Annotated in this window: 16 protein-coding genes; 4 read left to right on the top strand and 12 right to left on the bottom strand. The window is 61.3% G+C overall.

Annotation, left to right across the window (positions count from 1 at the left end):
* Positions 1–12 precede the first annotated feature (12 nt).
* Together DD235_RS00335 and DD235_RS00330 are read right to left on the bottom strand one after the other, a co-directional pair.
* On the bottom strand, positions 13–1,716 hold the full coding sequence (locus tag DD235_RS00335; RefSeq protein ID WP_109060089.1) for a ShlB/FhaC/HecB family hemolysin secretion/activation protein: 1,704 nt from the start codon (positions 1,714–1,716) through the stop codon (positions 13–15).
* A 263-nt stretch (positions 1,717–1,979) separates the two neighbouring features.
* Positions 1,980–3,194: an EAL and HDOD domain-containing protein gene (locus tag DD235_RS00330; protein WP_109060088.1), complete on the bottom strand. Its 1,215-nt coding sequence runs from the start codon at positions 3,192–3,194 to the stop codon at positions 1,980–1,982.
* A 247-nt stretch (positions 3,195–3,441) separates the two neighbouring features.
* Here DD235_RS00330 and DD235_RS00325 point away from each other — a divergent pair, with 247 nt between their 5' ends.
* Together DD235_RS00325 and DD235_RS00320 are read left to right on the top strand one after the other, a co-directional pair.
* Complete coding sequence (locus DD235_RS00325; RefSeq protein WP_109060087.1) at positions 3,442–3,960, top strand: Lcl C-terminal domain-containing protein; 519 nt, start codon at positions 3,442–3,444, stop codon at positions 3,958–3,960.
* A complete protein-coding gene (locus tag DD235_RS00320) occupies positions 3,957–4,400 on the top strand; it encodes a lysozyme inhibitor LprI family protein (RefSeq protein ID WP_109060086.1) in 444 nt (147 codons plus the stop codon). Before DD235_RS00325 ends, DD235_RS00320 begins: the two co-directional genes overlap by 4 nt.
* A gap of 92 nt (positions 4,401–4,492) precedes the next feature.
* Here the strand turns inward: DD235_RS00320 and DD235_RS00315 are convergent, their stop codons facing one another.
* Both DD235_RS00315 and gad read right to left on the bottom strand, forming a co-directional pair.
* The gene (locus tag DD235_RS00315; RefSeq protein WP_109060085.1) at positions 4,493–6,235 is read right to left on the bottom strand and encodes a methyl-accepting chemotaxis protein; all 1,743 of its coding nucleotides are present in this window, start codon (positions 6,233–6,235) and stop codon (positions 4,493–4,495) included.
* Positions 6,236–6,548: 313 nt separating this feature from the next.
* Complete coding sequence (gene gad, locus DD235_RS00310; RefSeq protein WP_109060084.1) at positions 6,549–7,952, bottom strand: glutamate decarboxylase; 1,404 nt, start codon at positions 7,950–7,952, stop codon at positions 6,549–6,551.
* A gap of 109 nt (positions 7,953–8,061) precedes the next feature.
* On the opposite strand from gad, the gene DD235_RS00305 reads away from it, so the two are divergent.
* Positions 8,062–8,544 carry an acyl-CoA thioesterase gene (locus DD235_RS00305; RefSeq protein ID WP_109060083.1) on the top strand — a complete coding sequence of 161 codons (483 nt, stop codon included), beginning with the start codon at positions 8,062–8,064 and terminating at the stop codon, positions 8,542–8,544.
* 4 nt (positions 8,545–8,548) lie between these two features.
* Here the strand turns inward: DD235_RS00305 and DD235_RS00300 are convergent, their stop codons facing one another.
* Genes DD235_RS00300 through DD235_RS00280 form a run of 5 tightly spaced genes read right to left on the bottom strand, consistent with a single transcriptional unit; the run spans position 8,549 to position 13,320 of the window.
* Positions 8,549–9,175 (bottom strand): PqiC family protein, encoded by a 627-nt coding sequence (locus DD235_RS00300; RefSeq protein WP_109060082.1) that lies wholly within the window; start codon positions 9,173–9,175, stop codon positions 8,549–8,551.
* On the bottom strand, positions 9,172–10,830 hold the full coding sequence (locus DD235_RS00295) for a PqiB family protein (RefSeq protein WP_109060081.1): 1,659 nt from the start codon (positions 10,828–10,830) through the stop codon (positions 9,172–9,174). The genes DD235_RS00300 and DD235_RS00295 overlap by 4 nt, the downstream gene beginning before the upstream one ends.
* The gene (locus tag DD235_RS00290; RefSeq protein ID WP_109060080.1) at positions 10,823–11,467 is read right to left on the bottom strand and encodes a paraquat-inducible protein A; all 645 of its coding nucleotides are present in this window, start codon (positions 11,465–11,467) and stop codon (positions 10,823–10,825) included. The genes DD235_RS00295 and DD235_RS00290 overlap by 8 nt, the downstream gene beginning before the upstream one ends.
* Complete coding sequence (locus DD235_RS00285; RefSeq protein WP_109060079.1) at positions 11,464–12,093, bottom strand: paraquat-inducible protein A; 630 nt, start codon at positions 12,091–12,093, stop codon at positions 11,464–11,466. Before DD235_RS00285 ends, DD235_RS00290 begins: the two co-directional genes overlap by 4 nt.
* Before the next feature lie 60 nt (positions 12,094–12,153).
* Entirely contained in the window at positions 12,154–13,320 is a 1,167-nt protein-coding gene (locus DD235_RS00280; protein ID WP_109060937.1) for a mandelate racemase/muconate lactonizing enzyme family protein, read from the bottom strand.
* 107 nt (positions 13,321–13,427) lie between these two features.
* Between DD235_RS00280 and DD235_RS00275 the strand changes: the two genes are divergently transcribed.
* A complete protein-coding gene (locus tag DD235_RS00275; protein WP_109060936.1) occupies positions 13,428–14,324 on the top strand; it encodes a LysR family transcriptional regulator in 897 nt (298 codons plus the stop codon).
* A 27-nt stretch (positions 14,325–14,351) separates the two neighbouring features.
* On the opposite strand, the gene DD235_RS00270 is transcribed toward DD235_RS00275, so the two are convergent.
* The 3 genes from DD235_RS00270 to DD235_RS00260 are packed head-to-tail and all read right to left on the bottom strand — an operon-like array spanning position 14,352 to position 19,730.
* Positions 14,352–15,107 carry a universal stress protein gene (locus DD235_RS00270; RefSeq protein WP_109060078.1) on the bottom strand — a complete coding sequence of 252 codons (756 nt, stop codon included), beginning with the start codon at positions 15,105–15,107 and terminating at the stop codon, positions 14,352–14,354.
* 7 nt (positions 15,108–15,114) lie between these two features.
* Positions 15,115–16,575 carry an efflux transporter outer membrane subunit gene (locus DD235_RS00265; RefSeq protein WP_109060077.1) on the bottom strand — a complete coding sequence of 487 codons (1,461 nt, stop codon included), beginning with the start codon at positions 16,573–16,575 and terminating at the stop codon, positions 15,115–15,117.
* On the bottom strand, positions 16,572–19,730 hold the full coding sequence (locus tag DD235_RS00260) for an efflux RND transporter permease subunit (RefSeq protein ID WP_109060076.1): 3,159 nt from the start codon (positions 19,728–19,730) through the stop codon (positions 16,572–16,574). The genes DD235_RS00265 and DD235_RS00260 overlap by 4 nt, the downstream gene beginning before the upstream one ends.
* Positions 19,731–19,738: the final 8 nt, after the last annotated feature.

Genomic DNA, 19,738 nt, shown 5'->3' with positions numbered 1-19,738 from the left:
CAATAATCCGGATCAGAATTCGAACATCAGGGTGGCAGCAAATACGGTGTGGTCGGTTTTCAGGCCGGCAGGCTTCTTAAGAGGCCAGCCAGCCGACAGGTCATAGCTGGCATTGACCCAGGGCATGGCAACGCGACCCCGCAATCCCGCCACGGCTCCGACCAGCGAGCGACCAGACAGGTCACGGGCAGAAGGTCCGCCGACATGCCCGGCATCGACGCCGGCATAGAGCTGCTGGCCGGACTCCCCCAGCGACAGCGACAGATCATTGCGCAGCGTCCAGCCATCCTCGGCAGCCAACGTCATCTGGCCATCGAAACCCCTGACGGCGTAGCGGCTGCCGATGGTGAAATAATCGGATGGCACGAGCGGCGTACGAGCATGCTGGATCTGCCAGTTCCCCTGATAGGCCCACTGCCGGCCTGCCATTTGCCAGGGCAGGTACAGGCCGGCGCTGGCTGTCAGGATCGTGCTGCGGCCGTTCCAGTCCGGATCGCCATAGACAAAGCCGGGCTGGTCGGACATGCCGCGCAGATTGCCCCTAACGCCAAAGCCGGCATCGAGCACGGCCTGGCCGACATAATGCCGATGCGCATAGCCGATCTCATACCCGGTCACATCCCGGCGCTGGACATCGATCTCCTCGTCGTTGAGCGTGCTGGAGACGCGTTTGCGCGATATCGATGCGGTCAGCGTGCCCTTGTAGGCACTGCCCCGGTACGCGACCCAGGACAGCCCGCCCTGCACCTGACGCGTCGTGCCACCGTAGATGATCGGTGCATCGAAGCCCGCCACCGTCTGGCGATACGTGGAACGGCTGGCACTGAAAAAAGCAGTCCAGTAACCAAACGGCACGCTGTAGTTGATCGATGCCGCCCGCGTATTGGCCTTGTCGCTGCGCCAGCGGGCATTGCTGTTCCAGGCGATGGACAACTGGTCATACAGGAACAGCGGCGAATCCAGTGTCAGGCCCGCATTGACCTGGTAGGTACCGACATTATCGAGACCGCTATTGTCCCCACCCACATAGCCATGCCAGCGCTTGCCCGTACCGGGGCGCAGGAGGATGTCCGAATCGCCGGCCTCGGGGCCGGGCGTGATATCAATGGCGGCATCGGCCTGCCCGGCCAGCCTGCGGATGTTTTCGAGTGCCTGATCCAGATCACGCTGGTCAAGCGGGCTGCCCGGCCAAGTCGGCAAGACAGTACGCCACCATCCGGGCATGTCCGGGTCATGCACCCCGGATATCCGTCCGGGCATATAGCGCAGCGTCAGCGTACCTGAGGCCAGGGACTGCTCTGGCACCAGTACGCGGGAGGTAATCAGGCCGGTATCGATCAGCCGGTCCATCATCCTTTCCTGCAATCCTCGCAGCCCTTCGATACCGACACACCGGCCCTGCACAGTGTCACCCATGCGTCGCAGGACAGCAGGCGGCCTGGCCCCGTCCCAATCTATGGTGTCAATCAGAAAGCAAGGGGTTTCTTCCGGAAACTCGACGGCATCCGCCTGGCCGGACACAACCGGCCGGGACGACAGGATATCCGGCCGCGCAGCCGCGCGGGCCCGCTGCGCCTCGATTTCCTGCTCCTGGCGCCGCTGTATTTCTGCCGCATCATTGCCGGGTATTGAAACGGATTGTGCAAAGACTGTCGGCACAACGACAAATGCCAGCGCAGCAAGCCATGCGCCGGAGATATTTTTATTCTGGACCATGCCTGATTGCGGTCGATGCGACCGCCCTATTGCCAATTACAGCCAGGCTTATTTATTCAAGATGCGGCAATATAAATCAAATATTTGAAACAAAGAGAAATTAATTCCAATTAATGCAGGCATGGCGATAGATTTAATCCATCAAATAACCTTTTTAATTAAATGGATACCGGCGACTGAATATGGTGAAACCACATCAGAAATGGAATGAATATAATCCGTCGCCTGTGCCGTCAATGCATTCGCAACAGGATAGCGAGACGTCAGGCTCCGACCGCCGACAGGATTTCAGTCGCCCAGACCCGACTGCTCATCCAGGTCCGATTCAGACGGGCCACCATCTCAGGGTCCAGACCGGCTGTTTGGGCCTGCTCGAACGCTTCGACCATGTCCAGTACCTGTCCCAGGCACTGGCTGCGATGCAGCAGCGCATCATTGACATCCTGACCCAGCGGTAGCGCTTCGAGAATGTCGGCCAGCGACAGGCCAAGTATGACATCCATCATGGAAATCATGCCGGCCATGAACGCCACCTCAGGAGGAACGCCGCCCATTTTCTCGGCCAGACGCTCGCACATGGCGGCTCGTGTCAGTACCTGGGGCAACAACAAGCGACTGGCTGGCCCGTTGTTGGCGAGCATCAGGGTCAGCACCACCGTACGCACTCGATGCAGGCCCAGCATATTGATCGCCTGCAGAATCGTGACGGCCTTGCTGAAACGATAAAACATGGCTGAATTGGTGTAGCGCAGCAGCATGAATGCCAGTTGCGGGTCCTGGATAATCAGGGATTCGAGCTTGTGATAATCCGCCGCCTCGCGCTGCAACTCGGCCAGAATACGCAGCTGTGCCTGGCGATTGCCAGTCCGGTCGCGTGCCGTACTGGTCTGTACTTCCGGGCGGGCATAGAAATATCCCTGGAACAATTCAAAACCCAGCGCCCGGCAACGCTCGAAGGTTTCCATGTCTTCGACCTTCTCGGCCAGCAACCGGATACCCCGATTGCGATATAACAGGATATCGTCGAGCCGGAGCGGCTGCAGCATATCTACCTTGACGACGCTGGCCACCTCCAGCAGAGGGCGCGTCGCCGGTGTCAGCACGAAATCATCGAGCGCTACCTCGTAGCCCAGCCTGCGTATGCGTCGCAGTGCCTCGATCACGGCAGGTTCGCCAGTCACACTCTCCAGCACTTCGACCACGACCTGCGAGGAATCGGGGGGCAACAACTCGGGACGCAGCAGCCATTCGCGCGGGGCATTGAAAAACAGTTTGCGCCGCCCCACCAGTTTTTCGATGCCGGTTTCATAGAAGGCGGCATTGCAGACACGCGCCGTCACCATCATGTCGTCATCGACCTGGGCATAACGCGCATTGACACCTGCACGGTATAACAACTCGTCGGCCACATGACGCAACGCGCCGTCGCAAATAGGCTGCAATGCGACGCAATAATTTTCAGGCGCGCTTTCTTTCATTATGGACCTCCTCCTGCGCCTGCTGCCAACCCGATATTTCCGCAACAGGAAGCAATATTTTGCATAAAGCATAGCCGTGTCACATGACAATTGAGAACGGCACTTTGCACTGCTTTGCCTTTGCAGACGCTATTGCAACAGGCAAGCATCATGGGCTGCATATATGCAGTAAATATGTTGCCAAGCGAAATATCCTGCACTGGAAAAATGCACACGGGAGCAGGTATCATGAGCGCCTTTTGCCCTTATGCCACCTGCTTTTTCAGCGCTGACAGCCCTGCTGTTGGTCGCATCCGCCAGTACGGCCGCCTACGCGGCCTGCCCTGCAGAGACACCCTCTCATTTCGTACCGGACGATACTGGCCTGGTTCGAGACACCCGTACCCAGCTTACGTGGCAACGCTGCAGCGTCGGCATCACCTGGTCTGCCGAGCAAGGCTGCACCGACGGTGAGCCGGCCATGCTGAATCTTGATGATGCCCATGCTGCTGCCCGTGAGGCCGGGACGGGGTGGCGCCTGCCTACCCTGGATGAGCTGGGCAGCCTGGTCGTCCCTGACTGCACGCCAGCCGCGCTCGATGCCCGGATATTCCCGGACGTGACAGACCTGGGCGATGGCATTCCATACTGGAGCGACACGGCCACGTCGATTGCCGAGCCATTGAAAATGCATTACTACCTTGATTTCAGCGACGGCAGCGTCGATATCCATACCACCGGATTTCCGCTGGCCGTACGACTGGTGCGCGATGGAGTATCACCATGAAAACTGCAGCACTTTTTCTGGTTGCCATGCTGCTGCATGGAGGCGTCCAGGCCCAGGAAATGTCGGAAAATTGCGAAGATGCCCCCGGAGCCGACCGGCTGACGGTCGAAACCTGTACCCGGCAGGCACTGGATCGCCAGCACCAGGCCATGGAGTCGGCCTATCGCCAGCTCCATGCGGCACTCCCCCAGACCGAAGCGGCGGCGCTTGAGGCCGGGCAGCGTGACTGGCAGGCCTATCAGCAAAGCTATTGCAGACTGTTTGTCCAGATTTCCGGCGCAGAAAACCCGGCCTGGGCCATGACCTGGGGCGAGATCGCCCAGGCAGGCTGCGAAGCCGACCAGATCGAGGGGCGCACGGCCCAACTGGAAGCCTTGCGCAACATCGTCGAATTGCGCGCTCGCCAGGGCGAAGCGATCATGGAAGATACCTCGCACTAGCGTGCCTTGGCTAGCGCTGTGCAGCACTCAGCCGAGCGGCCCTGCCACAGATGACCGGCAGGACTCGCTCGTGGTGATTTGACCAACCGGACTCAGAACGTGCTCCAGTCCTCATCGGATGGTGCTGCCGGTTTCGTGGCCGGGCGTTCTGTGGTCGTGGGAGAGGCCAGCCTGGGTGCAGGTTGTGCCGACCTGGGCACCGATGTCGCGGCAGGCTTGCGCACGGGTACCGACACCGTGCGCATGGCGGGGGCACTCCGTACTGGCAGTTGCGGCACCAGTGTCGCAGTGCGCTCAGATGCAATCCGGAACACGCTGACAGCCTCGGCCAGTTGCGCAGCCTGATCCTTGAGCGCACCGGTTGCCGCCGCAGACTCCTCGACCAATGCCGCATTCTGTTGCGTTACCTGATCCATTTGCTCAACCGCCTGGCTGACCTGGTCGATCCCGGTACGCTGCTCGTCGCTGGCCGCCGTGATTTCTCCCATGATATCCGTCACGCGCCGGATGCTGTCGACAATGGCCTCCATGGTGCGACCGGCCACCTCGACCTGCTGCGACCCTTCGCCCACCTTGGCCACCGAGTTGCTGATCAACTCCTTGATATCCTTGGCAGCACCTGCACTGCGTTGTGCCAGCGCCCGCACCTCGGCAGCCACCACTGCAAAACCACGCCCCTGCTCACCGGCACGGGCGGCTTCCACCGCAGCGTTGAGCGCCAGGATATTGGTCTGGAAGGCAATCGAATCGATCACACCGATAATGTCGGAAATCTTGCGGCTGCTTTCGTCGATATCCTTCATGGTCTGCTCGACATCGCCCATGGCCTGCCCACCCTGTGTGGCCACGGAACTGGCCTCGACGGCCAACTGGTTGGCCTGGCGAGCGTGGTCGGCATTCTGGCGCACGGCACTGGCCAGTTCCTGAATGGATGCAGAGGTTTCCTCCAGCGCACTGGCCTGTTCTTCGGTACGCGATGACAGGTCCTGATTGCCGGCATCAATCTGACCCGATGCTGTGGCGATGCTATCGGCATTGACGCGCACATGCCCTACTACGCGGGCGAGATTGCCATTCATCTCGTGCAGTGCCTGCAGCAACTGGCCTACTTCGTCACGGGAGTCAGCGTGAATCACGCTGGTCAGGTCATTGGCGGCCACCGTGCGCGCCACCCGTACCGCATCGGCCAGTGGCCGCGTAATGCCACGCGTCAGCCACCAGGCAACACCCAGCCCCAACACCACGGCGGCAGCCCCCAGCAGGATGATCCAGAGCCGGACTGACGTATATTCGGCATGAATGGCCTGCGCCTCGGCATCGATGCCGGCGCGTTGCAGGTTGGACAGGCTCAGGACCAGATCCAGATAGCGCTGCGTGACCGGCTGATAATTCTGCGCAAACAGACGTTCTGCGTCGGCCGAACGACCTTCGCGCCGCGCCTTCGACACGTCATCACGAGCACTGAGATAGCCGGCCCGAGCCTCCTTGATACCTTCCCACAGACTCAACTCTTCCGGTGTCCGGATCAGTGGCTCGATCTGCTTTTGCAGCGCGCTCGACTGACGGGAGGATTCGGCTGCTTCTTCTGCGAAGAAGTCTGCCAACCCCGGATCCGTGCTCTTGGCAATGGCGGTAGTGCGCCGTGACCCCGTGTTGATATTGCGATACCAGTCACCAATCAGCCGCTCCTTGGCCAGCGACTGCTGCGTCATTTCCGCGACTGAGCGGTCAATGGCACTCAGGCTGAGCAATCCCACGACCGACATCAACACCACCAGTGCGACCAGCAATCCAAACCCGCCTGCCAGACGCACACCTATCTTCAGATGCTTCATTATTGCGTACTCCCCCAAACCAATACAGATCGTTTCTACTTGAAATTACCTGACACATACAGGTCATTCCATTTCATCTGGTAGAGGTAAAGACGTCAACTGCATTTACACCCTCGTAGATTGCGCGCAACCGTACGCATTGCGGTCTTGTCCGCGCAAAAAAAGAGGCCTGCAGGCCTCTTGTATATATACCGCCGCATAAACAGCACGCTGATTCATCAACGCTTTGTACGCATGCGGGAGATCCAGCTGCAAATCGCGCAGCTTGATACCGGTGAGATCAAAGTATGGACTGGCACACCCTGTCAGCCCATCAGTGCCTGAAGCCGCCAGCCTCCTCCTCGCTCATGGGCCGGGCCACCGGATGCTTCTCGAAATAATCGAGGCTGCGCCGGATATCGTCCATCAGCAGGCTGGCCAGGTCACGGCTCACACCGTGGCGTACCAGAATGCGCTGCACAACCAGATCCTCGCGATTGACCGGCATTGAGTAGGCGGGCACCTGCCAACCCCGACTGCGCAGCCGGTCGGCCAGGTCATACAGTGTGAAGTTGACCTTGCCATTGTCGTCTTCCTTGAGCGTCCATGACAGCGCCGGGATGCCCTTTTTCATGTCGCCATCGAACAGAATCCTGAAGGGGCCCAGCTTGCCGATCTCGTCGGCCAGATAGCGGGCCGTGTCATAGCATGCTGTCTGAATGCGACGATAGCCATCCTTGCCCAGACGCAGGAAGTTGTAATACTGGGCCACGACCTGCCCGCCAGGGCGCGAGAAGTTGAGCGCGAAGGTCGGCATGTTGCCACCCAGGTAGTTGACGTTGAAGATCAATTCTTCAGGCAGGCTTGCGGCATCGCGCCAGATGATCCAGCCCACGCCCAGCGGTGCCAGGCCGAACTTGTGTCCGGAAGCATTGATGGAATGCACGCGCGGCAAGCGGAAATCCCATTCGATCTCGGGCGCGCAGAACGGTGCCAGGAAGCCGCCGCTGGCACCATCGACGTGGATCGGAATATCCAGGCCTGTGTCCTTCTGCAGCTTGTCGAGCGCATCGCTCACGGCCTTGACCGGCTCGTAGTCGCAGGTAAAGGTCACGCCCATGGTCGGCACCACGCCGATGGTGTTCTCATCCACGCGCTTGAGCACTTCTTCCGGGCTCATGATCAGGCGATCACCTTCAAGTGGGATCTCGCGCAGTTCGACATCGAAATAACGGGCGAACTTGTGCCAGCAAATCTGCACGGGCCCGCAAATCAGATTGGGCCTGTCGGTCGGCTTGCCTGCCGCCTGCATCTTCTTGCGCCATTTCCACTTGAGCGCCAGGCCCCCCAGCATGGCGGCCTCTGACGAACCCGTGGTCGAGCAGCCCAGCGTGTTGGCTGCCTCAGGCGCATTCCACAGGTCGGCAATGATATGCACGCAGCGCGATTCGATTTCGGCCGTCTGCGGATATTCATCCTTGTCGATCATGTTCTTGTCGACGCACTCATCCATCAGACGACGCGACTCGTCCTCGACCCAGGTCTGGCAGAAAGTGGCGAGATTCTGGCGGGAATTGCCATCCAGCATCAGCTCATCGTGTACGACCTGATAGACATGCCGAGGGTCATGTTCGCCCTCGGACATCTTGTATTTGGGCATGGAAACAGACAGATCCGTTGATGCATAAATATCATCGAACGCACGGTCCCGGATCGAGTCTTTGGTATGTATTGCCATGGATCACCTTTTCAGTGTCGTGTAAAAACGGGAGAGGCCCTGACAGTGTATGGCAAGCGCTACAATCTGCGGCCCATCGCTACCTTGCGGCACCTGGCCGACCGACCTCATGAAAAACGATCACTCCATCACCCTGCGCTTTCTGGCCGAACCCAGCACCGTCAATTTTGGCGGCAAGGTGCACGGCGGCACCGTCATGAAATGGATCGACGAAGCAGGCTACGCCTGTGCCACCAAATGGTCACAGCGTTATTGCGTGACGGTCTACGTCAGCGGCATCCGCTTTCATCATCCCATCATGATCGGTGACCTGGTCGAGGTCGAGGCGCGCCTGGCCTATACCGGCGAAACCAGCATGAACATCGTGGTCGATGTGCGCAGCGGTGACATGAAAAGCGGCAAGATGCAGACGACGACAGAATGCGTGATCGTGTTCGTGTCGATCGACTCCCACGGACGGCCGATCCCGATCCGCCCCTACGAACCGGCCACACCGACTGCCGTCGAACTGGCCCGCAGTGTACGGGCGCATCTGGACACCTCGCGCCAGATCCCGACGCTGGACAATACCGACAGCGACCCCAGCGCCTGAGCGCTCAGTTGACGGCCGGCGATGCCGACCCGCAACCGGTGCGCGATGCCATCCAGAGGCGGGCATCCTGCGCGATCCGATCAGCCAGATCAGCAACCAGGCGTTGCTGTGCCTGCACCAATTCCGCATAGCTGCCGGGAGCGGCCACCCGGAAACGTCCCTGGCACACCAGCCTGGAATCAGCCTGGTCATCGGCCTGACCCATGCTCCAGCCTGCTTCCATCTGTGCCTCGCGTCCTGGCCAGGCATCCAGGCGCCTCACCTGTACCTTGATCCGCAACAGCGGCTGCCCACCCGGACGGGCCAGACCGGCAATATCCGGCACCCCCAGGCGCTGCGACAGACCGCTCGACAGCGCGGTACGCATCTCGTCACTCAGCGGCCCGCTCCAGCGCTCGGTATCGAGCACGGCCACACCGCTGTCACCCTGGCGTACCACCATGGATTGCTGATCCAGTTGCGCCGGTACGCCCACAGGCAGCACCTCGATCAGGAAAGGAGCCACCGCCTGGCCTGCAGGCGCAGGACTCTCGGGCGGCAACAGCGTGTAGTAATGCACGGGTGCAGAGCTGCAGCCAGCCATGACGGCAGCAGCAGCCAGCCAGCCGGCCAGGCGATAGGATCGGATCATGGAAGCATCTCCCGGGAAGGGTCACGCCCGCTGCCGGGCATCGGCGGCTGCTGCGTAGGCAGGCCGCGCAACAGCGCATCCGGACTGCGGCCCAGCACGTCGGTCAGGGTCTGCAGGGAGCGGGTGGCCCGCTGGATACCCAGCAGGGTTTCATTGAGGTTCTGTTGCAGGGGCGCATCCTCGGACAGCATGCTGCCGGTCGACTTGAGCGTGCGCTGCGCCTGATCGAGCGTACCGGCCACATCCGGCAGCACACGACTATTGATCTGCGCCAGTGTACGGTCGAGATTTGCCAGCGATGCATTCAGGTTGCGGCCGATGTCTGCGAAAGGAATGCGATTGATCTTGGCCACGATGCTGCTGATCTGCTCTTCCATTTGTCCAAAACCGCTGTCGATGGTCGGCAGCACCAATGGATCGGCATCCGGGTTGAACTCAACAGGAGTCGCATCCGGCACGAAATTGAGCGAGATGTAGAGCTGCCCCGTCAGCAGGTTGCCGGTATTGGCCTGCGCCCGCAGGCCATGTGCCACCAGACTTGCCAGGAAATCGGCCATCTGCGCATCGGTATCGCCTTCCAGGCGGGTCAGCTTGTTGAGGACCGGCCCAAGCCGTTGCGGATAAACCATCACGCCTACTACAGTCGGAAAGCGCTTGGTTGTTTCGTCGTAGTCCAGACTCAGCGACATCACCTTGCCCAGATTGACGCCGGAGAACAGTACCGGCGCACCGATGGCCAAGCCACGCAGGGATTGCTGGAAGCGCAGTTCGAGATACTGTCCCGGTCCGTCGGGCGGTGCCAGCGCCGTCGCTTCGTCGGGGGACAGCGCAAACACACTGTGTTCTTGCGCCTGTTCGCCATTGCCCAGGGTCGGCTGATGGAATGCGATACCGCCCGCCAGGATAGAAGCCAGGGACTCGGTCTGCAGGTTCAGCCCATTGGCACCCAGCGTCAGGTCAACACCGCTGGCATTCCAGAACCGGGTATCGGTGCGGACATATTTGTCATAGGGGGCATCGACGAAAATCTGGACATTCACGCGCCGGCCACTTTCATCGAGGCTGTAGGCAGCGACACGGCCGACCGGGATACGGCGATAGTAGACCGGTGAGCCGATATCCAGCGAGCCCAGATCCTGGGCATGCAGGATGAACGAGCGCCCAGGCGTGCCCGTGATGACAGTGGGCGGGTTTTCCAGCCCGACGAACTTGCGAGCGGTCTCGTCGCTCTGCCCCAGGTCCACGGCGATATACGCCCCCGAGAGCAGCGTGTCGATTCCCGACACCCCGCTCATGCCGATACGCGGCCTCACCACCCAGAAACGCGTGTCCTCGCGTGTCAGCTTGAGGCCGGTCTTGATCATGTTGACAGTAACCAGCACTTCCTTGCCGTCATCACTCAACTCAATGGCAGACACGCCCCCGACCGTGACATCCTTGTATTTGACCGGCGTCTTGCCGGCTTCGAGTCCGGTTGCCGTGGCAAAGGAAATCGTGATCACCGGTCCTTTCGACAGCCAGGTATTGACCAGCATCGACAGGCCGATCAGGGCGGCCACCACAGGCACCAGCCAGACCAGCGAAATGCGGCGGGTACGGCGACGCGTAATCGTCAGCTCCGCAGGCGTGGTCAGGCGTTCTTGCGAATCAGTCATTTTCCTCGACATCCCAGATCAGGCGTGGATCGAAACTCATGGCGGACAGCATGGTGAGAATCACCACGGCACCAAAAAACAGAATGCCGATGCGCGGCTCGATATCACTGAGCGCCTGGAACTTGACCAGCGCCGCAATCACGGCCACCACCAGCACATCAAGCATGGACCAGTAGCCGACCAGCTCGACCAGGCGATACAGCCGTGCCCTTTCCCGCATGGCCCAGCGGCTGCGACGCTGCGTGGTCACCAGCAGCAATGCCATGACCAGGAACTTGGTGCAGGGCACGGCCACACTGGCCGTGAAAATCACCAGGGCAATGCCATACGAGCCGCTGCTCCAGAATTCGACCACACCGTGCATGATGGTGCTGTCCAGATGATTGCCCAGCAGACTGGTGTACATCACGGGCAGCACATTGGCTGGAATGTAACAGATTATGCCTGCAATCAGAAAAGCCCAGGCCCGCATGATGCTGTCAGGCCGGCGACTGTGCAGTGTCGCGCCGCAGCGCGGACAGCGCGTATGGGGGTCTGACGTCGCCTCACTGACCAGGCCGCAGGCTTCGCAACCTGTCACCCCCAGTTGGCGTGCACGCGGCAGACGCTCCAGAGAGCCATTGCCTGGCATGCTCATGCCGCCACCTCGTCGTGCGGGGCCCGACGTTCCGTCATCTGCCACAGGTCCTGAAGATCACGCTTGGCAATCAGCACAATCAGTACCATCAGAACGGCCGTGGCCCAGATACCGGCACCGGGCGCAACATCCATATAACCGGATAGTTTGATAACCGCCACCATGATGCCCAGCAGGGCCACCTCCACCATGCTCCAGGGGCGCAAGGCCACCAGCATGCGCATCGCAGCGGCAAAGCCGGGCGCACGCCGTCCCCGACGGGCATGGATCAGCACCCAGCCGAGCAGGGAAATCTGCATGAACGGCACAATAATGACGGTCATCGCCGCCGGGATGGCAATCGGTGCGACCAGCCCGTAGTCCAGCGCCACGGCGGCCTGCCAGAGCGTGGCATCGTTGCTCAGCCCCTGGAAACTGATGCGGATCACCGGGTTGATATTGGCGATCACGAAGACAATGGCGGCCGCGACCGTCAGCGCCAGCCAGCGGTCCAGATCCAGCCTGCTGCTGCGATACAGCACGGCAGCGCAGACCGGACAACTGGCCGCTTCACCAGACGCCAACTGGCGGCGCCGGTATACGGTGTCGCAATGCTCGCACGCGATCAGGTCGGGATAGGTCTTCATGAGCGGGCATTATCCGGGAAATCCGGCTTGCCCGTCCAGAAAAGCAAGGTAAATCGACGATCAGGCCGACAGTGCCTGCATCTGTGCGTAGAGATCGGCCTTGCCTTCGAAGCCGATACCCGGCAGTTCCGGGAGGGTCACATAGCCATCGACCACCTTGACGCCATCGGGGAATCCGCCGAACGGCTGGAACAGGTCCGGATAGGATTCGTTGCCGCCCAGGCCCAGACCGGCAGCGATGTTCAGCGACATCTGATGCCCGCCGTGCGGGATGCAGCGCGACGGCGACCAGCCATGTTCATGCAGCATGTCAAGCGTGCGCAGATACTCCACCAGGCCGTAGCTGAGCGCGCAATCAAATTGCAGCCAGTCACGATCGGGACGCATGCCACCATGACGGATCAAATTGCGCGCATCCTGCATCGAGAACAGGTTTTCGCCGGTAGCCATGGGGTTGCGGTAATAGTTGCGCAGCGTGGCCTGCAGCTCGAAATCGAGCGGATCACCCGCCTCTTCGTACCAGAACAGGTCGTACTGGGACAAGGCCTTGGCATAGCTGATGGCCGTGTCGAGGTCGAAGCGGCCATTGGCATCCACACACAGCTTCTGCCCGTCCTGCAGGATGCTGAGGATGGAATCGATGCGGCGCAGATCTTCGTCCAGCGAAGCGCCGCCGATCTTTTTCTTGACCACCGTATAGCCCCGGTCGATGTAGCTGCGCATCTCGTCCTTGAGCTTGCCATGATCCTGGCCGGGGTAGTAATAACCACCGGCTGCGTACACGAATACGCGGGGATCGGGCCGACCATTGCCATAGCGCTCGGCCAGCAGCTGGAACAGCGGCTTGCCTTCGATCTTGGCCACGGCATCCCAGATCGCCATATCGATGGTGCCGATCGCCACCGAGCGCTCGCCGTGGCCGCCGGGCTTCTCGTTGGTGAACAGGGTATTCCAGACTTTGTGCGGATCAAGATTGCGGCCGGTATCATCGACCAGCGACTCGGGATCGGCTTCAAGCAGACGCGGAATAAAGCGCTCGCGCATGAGCTGGCCCTGACCGTAGCGGCCATTGGAGTTGAAGCCATACCCGACCACCGGCTTGCCATCGCGAATCACATCGGTAATGACCGCCACCAGGCTCAGGGTCATCTTGCTGAAATCGATATAGGCGTTGCGGATGGGGGAACTGATCGGGAGCGTCTGCTCCCTGATTTCGACGATTCTCATCATGATCTCCTCGGATGGAACCGTTATGATCGTCCTGCGCGGCGACATTGACCAATGCCGTTTTTTTTCCTTTCCATGCTTTCCAGGCACTAGCACGCGATGACATCATGAACATGACCTGGCTCGAAGATTTCCTGACCCTGGCGGCAACCGGCAACTTCTCGCGGGCGGCCGACGACAGGCATGTCACGCAGCCAGCTTTCGGACGGCGTGTGAGGGCACTGGAGGAATGGCTGGGCGCGGAGCTGTTCGACCGCAGTTCGCAGCCGGTGCAACTGACCGAGGCCGGCCTGTGGTTTCACGACACGGCACGCAATCTGCTGGCCGAAATGCACCGCCTGCCCGGCGAAGCACGCGCCATGGCGGAAGCGGCATCCAGCCGGCTGCGCTTTGCCGCCACGCATGCCCTGTCGCTGACCTTCGTGCCGGACTGGCTGCGCCGCTTCGACGTCTACACGCTGGCCGGCAACCTGCAGCTCGAATCCGACATGCTGCGCCGCTGCGAAACACTGCTGGCACAGCGGCGCGTACAGTTTGTGCTGTGTCATGCCCATGCGCAGGCCAGTAGCCCAATGGAACAGGCCGGCCATATCTCGATGGCAGTCGGCCACGATACGCTGCTGCCGGTCAGTGCCGCAGGCTCGGGCGATCAGGCATCACGCCACAGCCTCGATGATACGACGGCTCCCCTGCTGGCCTACAGCGACGAGTCCGGCCTGGGCCACATCCTGGCTGCCGCCTGCCCTGCCGCACAGTTGCGCCTGGCAGCTCATACCGTCTTTACCGCCCACCTGGCATCGGTGCTGCGCACCATGGCACTGGATGGCCGGGGCGTGGCCTGGCTGCCATTCAGCCTGATCGCACCCGACCTGGATGCCGGCCGGCTGCAACCGGCGGGCGGCCCTCAATGGCAGGTTCCACTGGAAATCCGCCTCTACCGCAACCCGGCCCCGCTCGGAAAAACGGCTGAAGCGCTCTGGGTTGCCGTCGGCGCGCAGGCATAGACGGCGCATGACTCAGTCCTGCAGCGGCTAAAAAAGCAACACCAAAGGCACCATACCGCAAGACTGCCGAGGCTTTTTCCCGAAAACCGTCGTAGCGGCTTCGCCTCGATCACAGCCTCCCAGCACCACGAGATCGGCCTCCCAGAGACCAGCTTGCTCGGCCAGCCATTCTGCCAGCGGCTGCTCGGCTGCCACGGTCTTCTCGGACCACGCCTCGGGATCAACCTGCATCAGCGCCACAGACTCGGCCGACGCCAGTAGCGGCAATACCCTGGTGACATCGCTGCGGGCCGGCGCAGCACCACACCAAGCCAGCAGCACATGCCGGCCTATATCGCCCTGCCAAGCATTGGGCACAACAAGCAAAGGCACCCCGACTTGCTGCAAGATGGCATAGGAAGACCAAGCAAAACGGGCCCCCGGCGCTTCCGGGTAACCCACAACAAGCAGATCGCAATGCAAAGCCAGCGTCCGGCTGTCCTCGGATTGAAAGATCGCCCGGAGCTCGGCATCAACACCTAGGTCTATCGCCATATCACCAAGCACCTGTCCGGCCCGCATCAACTCTGCAGCCATGGAGGCTCCGCGCCGCTCAGTGGCTGCGCGAGCAGCCGCACCATAAGCCTGACCACTGTCCTGCGAGACAACCTCCAGGTCAGGACAGCAGATGCCGATGAGCCTGGCCCGCTCACGCTCCGCCATGTTCGCGGCCACGCCCAGCAAGCTACGCCCGCAATCACTCAGATCGAAAAATACCGCGATATCCTTCAGTCCTTGCGACATGAGCGTTTCATCCGCCCGACGGACCGGCCGCAGCAGAGTCGGTCTGCCCCTGCGCCAGCCAGCCGCCGCCCAGTGCCCGATAAAGCGACACCAGGCTGCCCTGGCGAGCCTGCTCCGCCTGCAGCCGATCCTGTTGCGCCGCATAGAGCGTACGCTGGGCATCCAGCACCTCCAGGTAGTCCGAAACTCCAGTGTCGTAGCGCAACCGCACCAGTTCGTCGACCTCGGCCGCAGCCTGAGCGCGCTTAGACTGTGCCTGTACCGTGGCATCGGCCGTACTGCGTCGCGCCAGGGCATCTGCCACTTCTCGGAACGCAGTCTGTATGGTCTGTTCATACTCTGCCACGGCAATCCTGCGATCTGCCTCGGAGACCTCGAGCTCTGCCTGCAGGCGTCCGCCCGTAAAGATCGGCAGCGTGATCTGCGGCACGAAACGCCAGGTCCGTCCGCCTGCATCGAACAGACTGGAGAGCGCGTCGCTGCCACGCCCGGTTGCAGCCGTCAGGGAAATCATCGGGAAGAACGCCGCCCGCGCTGCGCCGATATGGGCATTGGCCGCCATCAGCCGGTGCTCGGCCGCCAGGATGTCCGGACGCGCCTGGAGCATGGCCGACGGCAACCCGGCCGGAATCTCACGCGTGCCGAGCACCGTGTCAAGATCGACATCGGCCTCGGGCAGCAACGATGCATCCAGCGGCAGGCCAACCAGCAATTCAAGGGCATTCGCGTCGAGTGCTGCCTGCTGCGTGGCAGACAGGGCCTGGGCCCGCGCCTGCTCCATTTCACGTTCGGCCTGGCGCAGGTCGAGCTGCGACGCATTGCCTTCTTCAGCCCTGGCCTGCTGCAATGCATACGCCCCCTCGCGGCTGGCGAGGGTACGCTCGGCCAGTTGCAGCAACTGCCGGTCGGTCACCAACGCCAGCCAGGCATCGGCCACTTCGGCCACTAGGGCAATATGCACCGAACGCCTGGTTTCCTCGGTAGCCAGGTAGCTTTGCAACGCTTCATCCCTGAGACTGCGAACTCGACCAAATAGATCCAACTCATAGGAAGCAAGGCCCACTTCCAGTCCGTAGGTATGGCTGACACCGGACTCGCCGGTTACCGACGTGGCCGCAGGTGTTCGCTGCGCCGTGCCGCTGCCAGCCGCCTCTATTTGGGGAAGTAGACTGGCACGCTGGATACGGTATTGGGCGCGTGCCTTTTCAATATTCAGCACTGCCACCTGAAGGTCGCGGTTGTGCCGCAGCGCCAGTTCGATCAGGCGCTGCAATCTGGCATCGGCAAACACCTGGCGCCAGGGCAATTCGGCAGCGTGGCCCCCCCCCGGCGCAGGTGCATCGTCCTCTCCGGCCCAATGCCCGGCCACCGGCATCGCCGGGCGCTGGTACTCGGGTGCCATGCTCGCGCACGCAGACAGGAACAACAGGCTGCAGGTCGCCGCAATGTGGTAGACCGTCTTGCTCATCGCGCATCCTCCTGTCGTGTCACTTCGGCAGATGCCGTACCCGACGCCTCTGGTGGGCGTCGTTTTCTACCGAACAGGCTGGACACCACCACGAAAAACAGCGGCACGAAAAATACCGCCAACACGGTAGCCGCCACCATGCCGCCGATCACGCCAGTGCCGATGGCATGCTTGGCTGCCGAACTGGCACCGCTCGCGATTGCCAGCGGGATCACCCCGGCAGTGAAAGCCAGCGAGGTCATGACAATCGGGCGCAGTCGCAGCCGCGCCGCTTCGATCGCCGCCTCAATCAGGGGTCGACCCTGCCGCTCGACCAGCTCGCGGGCGAACTCGACGATCAGAATGGCGTTCTTGGCCGCCAGACCAATGGTCGTCAGTAATCCGACCTGAAAAAAGACATCGTTGCCCAGTCCACGCATCAGCGTGGCCACCACAGTGCCCAAGACGCCCAGCGGCACCACTAACATGACAGAGAACGGTATCGACCAACTCTCATACAGCGCCGCCAAACACAGGAACACAATCAACAGAGACAGTGCATACAGCATCGGGGCCTGGGCCCCTGACAACCGTTCCTCGTAAGACAGACCGGTCCAGGCCACACGGATATCGCCCGGAAGTTGTGCAGCGATTTCCTCGACTGCCGCCATCGCCTCGCCCGAACTGTAGCCTAACGCCGGCTCACCGAGGATCTCCACTGCAGACACACCGTTGTAGCGCTCTAGTTTGGGCGAGCCATAGGTCCAGCGCCCCGTCGCGAACGCCGCGAACGAAACCATCTGCCCATCCGCGTTGCGCATGTACCATGTTTCGAAATCCTCGGGGGTCATGCGGAAATCAGGTGCCCCCTGGATAAAGACTTTCTTGACTCGGCCTCGGTCAATGAAATCGTTGACGTAGGACGATCCCCAGGCCGCCGACATGGTGCTGTTCACATCCGCCAGGCTCAGCCCCAGCGCCTGCACCTTCTCGTCGTCGATCAGGATCTGGTACTGAGGTTCATCGTCCAGGCCGTTCGGACGCACCATGGACAGCGCCGGATGTTGCGCAGCCAGCATCAGGAACTGGTTGCGCGCCTCGATCAGCCTTTCATGATTGCCGCCACTGCGATCTTCCAGGAACAGGTTGAAACCGGTCGCGTTGCCTAGCTCCATGACAGCCGGTGGCGCGAAGGCGATCACCGAAGCTTCCTTGATGCGGCTGAACCGCCCCATCGCACGCCCTGCCAGCTCGAATACGCCGACGCTGCGTTCGGCCCAGGGACGCAACTGGACAAAAGCCATCCCCGATCCCTGCCCGCGCCCGGCAAAGTTGAAACCGGCCACGGTCATAACCGATTCGACGGTTTCGCCCTCATCTTCAAGAAGATAGCGCGCCACCTCTGACAGCACCTCCTGCGTCCGTTCGGCACTGCTGTTGGGCGGCATCTGCACCTGCACGAACAGATTGCCCTGATCCTCATCCGGCAGGAATGTCGTCGGCAGCATCGGGAACAGCACCACCAGCGCGGCAATGATCACGGCGAATGCCGCCATCCCACGCCTGCGACCGCCCACGAAGCGGGCTAGGCCATTGCGGTAGCGCAGAGTAAGCCGGTCGAACCAGCGGTTGAAGGCCGCCAGTGGCCCCTTGCCGGTGCCATGCGCCTGCCCGGCCGGCTTCAGGAGCGTGGCGCACAGGGCCGGCGTGAAGATGATGGCCACCAATACTGACAAAGCCATCGCCGAGACGATGGTAATCGAGAACTGGCGATAGATCACCCCGGTGGAACCGCCAAAGAACGCCATCGGCACGAACACTGCCGACAGCACCAGACCAATACCAACCAGGGCACCCGTGATCTGGTCCATCGACTTGCGGGTAGCCTCGACCGGGGACAGTCCTTCCTCGGCCATCAGCCGCTCCACGTTCTCGACCACCACGATGGCATCATCCACCAGCAGCCCGATCGCCAGCACCAGGCCGAACATGGTCAGGATATTGATGGTGAAACCAAAGGCCGACATGATACCGAAGGTGCCCAGCAGCACCACCGGCACGGCCAGCGTGGGAATCAGGGTGGCGCGCCAGTTCTGCAGGAACAGGAACATCACCAGGAACACCAGCACGATCGCCTCGAGCAGGGTATGCACCACACCCTCGATCGATTCGCTGATGACCGGTGCGGTATCGTACGGATAGACGATCTGCAGCCCATCCGGAAAGGTCGACTGCAGGTCGTCGAGCGTCGCGCGCACTGCCTCGATCGTCTCCAGGGCATTGGCTCCCGTCGCCAGCCGCAAGGCAATCGCAGCAGAAGGCCGGTCGCTGTCATGGCGAGCCTGGATAGAGAAATTCTCCGCGCCCAGCCCGATCTCTGCCACGTCGCGCAGCCTGACCTGCGAGCCGTCGCGATTGACCTTGAGCAGAATATTCTCGAATTGCGCCGGCGTCTGGAAGCGGGTCTTGCCGATCACGGTGGCATTGAGCTGCACGCCAGCCCGCGACGGTAGCCCGCCAATCTGACCGGAAGACACCTGCACGTTCTGCGTACGAATCGCATTGGCCACATCCACTGGCGTCAGGCCGTAGCTGTTGAGACGAACAGGGTCCATCCAGATCCGCATTGCATTCTGCGATCCCATCACCATGAAGTCACCCACCCCCGGCGTGCGCGACAGCGGATCCTGCAGATTGGAAACAATATAGTCGCCCAGGTCATATGCACTCATGCCGCCATTGGCCGACACCAGCCCGATTACCACCAGGAAATTGATCTGGTACTTGGCCACGCGAATGCCCTGCTGCTGGACCTCGTCCGGCACCAGGGGGGTCGCCAGGGACAGTTTGTTCTGCACCTGCACTTGGGCGATGTCGGGATCAGTGCCTTGTTCGAAGGTCGCTGTGATCGAGAAGCTGCCGTCGGCATTGCCCTCGGACTTGATATAGCGCAGGCCATCCAGGCCGTTGAGCTGCTGCTCGATCACCTGCACTACCGTATCCTGCACGGTCTGTGCCGAAGCGCCGGGATAGGTGCCGCTGATTTGGATGGCCGGCGCGGCGATATTGGGATACTGGTTGATCGGCAACCCGCGAATCGCCAGCACTCCGGCCAACATCACGACAATGGCGACCACCCAGGCAAAGATCGGCCTGTCGATAAAGAAACGTGACATGCTGCATC

The sequence above is a fragment of the Corticimicrobacter populi genome (assembly GCF_003123725.1).
In the GTDB taxonomy this organism is placed as follows: Bacteria; Pseudomonadota; Gammaproteobacteria; order Burkholderiales; family Burkholderiaceae_B; genus Corticimicrobacter; species Corticimicrobacter populi.
The sequence above is the reverse complement of the archived record's forward strand: the minus strand, read 5'-3'. Positions and strand labels throughout refer to the sequence as shown.

What these genes read in the sequence shown, in the direction of transcription:
- DD235_RS00335 (WP_109060089.1), bottom strand. Translation starts at nt 1,716, where the DNA reads ATGGTCCAGAATAAAAATATCTCCGGCGCATGGCTTGCTGCGCTGGCA.
- DD235_RS00305 (WP_109060083.1), top strand. Translation starts at nt 8,062, where the DNA reads ATGAAAAACGATCACTCCATCACCCTGCGCTTTCTGGCCGAACCCAGC.
- DD235_RS00280 (WP_109060937.1), bottom strand. Translation starts at nt 13,320, where the DNA reads ATGAGAATCGTCGAAATCAGGGAGCAGACGCTCCCGATCAGTTCCCCC.
- DD235_RS00330 (WP_109060088.1), bottom strand. Translation starts at nt 3,194, where the DNA reads ATGAAAGAAAGCGCGCCTGAAAATTATTGCGTCGCATTGCAGCCTATT.
- DD235_RS00300 (WP_109060082.1), bottom strand. Translation starts at nt 9,175, where the DNA reads ATGATCCGATCCTATCGCCTGGCCGGCTGGCTGGCTGCTGCTGCCGTC.
- DD235_RS00290 (WP_109060080.1), bottom strand. Translation starts at nt 11,467, where the DNA reads ATGAGCATGCCAGGCAATGGCTCTCTGGAGCGTCTGCCGCGTGCACGC.
- DD235_RS00260 (WP_109060076.1), bottom strand. Translation starts at nt 19,730, where the DNA reads ATGTCACGTTTCTTTATCGACAGGCCGATCTTTGCCTGGGTGGTCGCC.
- DD235_RS00315 (WP_109060085.1), bottom strand. Translation starts at nt 6,235, where the DNA reads ATGAAGCATCTGAAGATAGGTGTGCGTCTGGCAGGCGGGTTTGGATTG.
- DD235_RS00270 (WP_109060078.1), bottom strand. Translation starts at nt 15,107, where the DNA reads ATGTCGCAAGGACTGAAGGATATCGCGGTATTTTTCGATCTGAGTGAT.
- DD235_RS00325 (WP_109060087.1), top strand. Translation starts at nt 3,442, where the DNA reads ATGCCACCTGCTTTTTCAGCGCTGACAGCCCTGCTGTTGGTCGCATCC.
- DD235_RS00265 (WP_109060077.1), bottom strand. Translation starts at nt 16,575, where the DNA reads ATGAGCAAGACGGTCTACCACATTGCGGCGACCTGCAGCCTGTTGTTC.
- DD235_RS00320 (WP_109060086.1), top strand. Translation starts at nt 3,957, where the DNA reads ATGAAAACTGCAGCACTTTTTCTGGTTGCCATGCTGCTGCATGGAGGC.
- DD235_RS00285 (WP_109060079.1), bottom strand. Translation starts at nt 12,093, where the DNA reads ATGAAGACCTATCCCGACCTGATCGCGTGCGAGCATTGCGACACCGTA.
- gad (WP_109060084.1), bottom strand. Translation starts at nt 7,952, where the DNA reads ATGGCAATACATACCAAAGACTCGATCCGGGACCGTGCGTTCGATGAT.
- DD235_RS00275 (WP_109060936.1), top strand. Translation starts at nt 13,428, where the DNA reads ATGAACATGACCTGGCTCGAAGATTTCCTGACCCTGGCGGCAACCGGC.
- DD235_RS00295 (WP_109060081.1), bottom strand. Translation starts at nt 10,830, where the DNA reads ATGACTGATTCGCAAGAACGCCTGACCACGCCTGCGGAGCTGACGATT.